This is a genomic window from Dietzia sp. CW19 (assembly GCF_014145265.1).
Lineage (GTDB): Bacteria > Actinomycetota > Actinomycetes > Mycobacteriales > Mycobacteriaceae > Dietzia > Dietzia natronolimnaea.
Genome location: NZ_JAALEE010000254.1, coordinates 1 through 2,485, shown reverse-complemented (window position 1 = coordinate 2,485; position 2,485 = coordinate 1). Strand labels below are relative to the sequence as shown.

Genomic DNA, 2,485 nt, shown 5'->3' with positions numbered 1-2,485 from the left:
GTCCCGGGCGTCCACCGCCGCCGCGGCCGCACGGCCGTCAGTCCCGAGGAGAGTGGTGAAGGCACGGAGTGCCGGATCCAGGTGCGCGATCCGGTCCAGGGCGGCGTCGAGCGCCCCCGTCGCGGTGTCGGCGCCGGACCGCACCGCCTCTGCGGTCCGGGACGCGGGCGGGGTGGGGGTGATCACGAGCCCGATGGTACGGGGCGCGTACGACACGATCGCCTGTCCGCCCACGGCGATCAGCACGGTCGGCTGTCGTGCCCCGCAGGTAGCCTGGGGCGATAGGCGACGAGGTCGGTCGTATCACGAGGTCCGCCGACCGGCGGGTCCGTCCTTCGCACTCGAGGACCGAATGGAACGTAAGAGCAACACCGTTTTCCGCAACGTGGCGATCGCGGGCGTCATCATCCTGGCGATCGTCGGTTTCTCGTTCTTCGCGAACGACGAGCGGGGGTACACGGAGGTCGACACCTCGGTGGCCCTCGCGCAGATCGACGCCGGGAACGTCAGGGAGGCGACGATCGAGGACCGCGAGCAGCAGCTGCGGCTCACGCTCGAGTCGGCGATCACCCCTGAGGAGGGTGCGGACGAGACCGACCAGCTGCTCGCCAAGTACCCGGAGCGGGCGGCGGCCCAGATCTTCGACCGGATCGCCGCCGCGGAGCCGGAGAAGTACGACACCACCGTCACCCAGCAGGGCTTCCTCACCCAGATGCTGTCGTTCCTGCTGCCCATGCTCATCCTCTTCGGGCTCCTGTTCTACTTCATGACGCGCATGCAGGGCGGCAAGGGCGGCCTGTTCGGCGTCGGCAAGTCGCGGGCCGTCGAGTTCACCAAGGACATGCCGCAGACCACGTTCGCCGACGTCGCCGGTGAGGACGAGGCCGTGGAGGAGCTCAACGAGATCAAGGACTTCCTCCAGAACCCGGCGCGGTACGAGCGCCTGGGCGCCAAGATCCCCCGCGGCGTCCTCCTCTACGGGCCACCCGGAACGGGCAAGACCCTGCTGGCGCGGGCGGTGGCCGGCGAGGCAGGGGTGCCGTTCTTCTCGATCTCGGGCTCGGACTTCGTGGAGATGTTCGTGGGCGTGGGCGCCTCGCGTGTCCGCGACCTGTTCGAGAAGGCCAAGCAGAACGCGCCCTGCATCGTGTTCGTCGACGAGATCGACGCCGTCGGTCGGCACCGCGGCTCCGGGACGGGTGGCGGCCACGACGAACGCGAGCAGACCCTCAACCAGCTCCTCGTGGAGATGGACGGGTTCAGCGACCGTGAGACGGTCATCATGATCGCGGCGACCAACCGTCCCGACGTGCTCGATCCGGCCCTGCTGCGGCCCGGTCGGTTCGACCGCCAGGTGCCGGTGACCAACCCGGACCTGCGCGGTCGCGAGTCCATCCTCGCCGTCCACTCGGTGGGCAAGCCCCTGGCCGCCGACGTGGACATGCGGTCGCTGGCCCGGCGCACGATCGGCATGTCCGGCGCGGACCTGGCCAACGTGCTCAACGAGGGCGCGCTGCTGGCCGCCCGGATGGGCCGGGACGAGATCTCGATCGACATCCTCGAGGAGGCCACCGACCGGGTCGTGGGCGGACCACGCCGCAAGCACCGCGTGATCAGCGAGCACGAGAAGAAGGTCACCGCCTACCACGAGTCCGGTCACGCGCTCGCGGCGTGGGCGATGGAGGACCTGGAGCCGGTCCACAAGGTCACGATCCTCGCTCGCGGCCGCACCGGGGGGCACGCACTGGTCGTCCCGGAGGACGACAAGTCCCTCATGACCCGCGCGGACATGATCGCGCGGATCGTCATGGCCATGGGCGGCCGCGCAGCCGAGGAGTACGTCTTCGGCGAGCCGACCTCCGGCGCCAGCTCGGACATCGAGCAGGCCACCAGGATCGCCCGCACGATGGTCGCCGAGTACGGCATGAGTTCCAGGCTCGGGGCGGTCAGGTACGGCGGCGAGGGCGGGGACCCGTTCCTCGGACGCGGCGGCGCCGGGGGCTCCGAGTACTCCCCGGAGGTGGCCAAGGCAATCGACGACGAGGTCCGCCGGATCATCGACGCCGCGCACACCGAGGCGTGGAAGGTCCTCGAGGAGAACCGGGAGATCCTCGACTCCGTGGCAGGGGAACTGCTCGAGAAGGAGACGCTCCGGCAGGAGGATCTCCAACGGCTGTTCGCGGACGTGGTCAAGCGTCCGAGGATCACCGAGTTCGACGACTTCTCCGGTCGTGTCCCGTCGACCCGGCCGCCCATCAAGACACCGGGTGAGCTGGCGAAGGAACGCGGCGAGCCGTGGCCGCCACCGACGAGCGACCCGTTCTCGATGCCCGTCCTCCCGGCGAGCCGAGAGCAAGGTGGCACCGGGCAGGACGCGGGCCGGGACCCGGGCGACCGGACCGATCGCGAGCGTGAGTCGGTTCCGGCGGGCGCGTCGTCCTCCGGGATCCCGGCGTACGGCACGCCACCGCCCCCCGGCTGGTCG

The 2,485-nt window shown here is 70.5% G+C and carries 1 protein-coding gene and 1 pseudogene; one reads left to right on the top strand and one right to left on the bottom strand.

Annotated elements, in window-relative coordinates; translation table 11 throughout:
• Positions 1–186 (bottom strand): annotated as a pseudogene (locus G6021_RS08275) (amidase); the annotation flags it as partial.
• A gap of 166 nt (positions 187–352) precedes the next feature.
• Between G6021_RS08275 and ftsH the strand changes: the two are divergent.
• Positions 353–2,485, top strand: a 2,133-nt coding sequence (ftsH, locus tag G6021_RS08270) for an ATP-dependent zinc metalloprotease FtsH (protein ID WP_241736475.1), incomplete at its 3' end; no start/stop codon positions are given.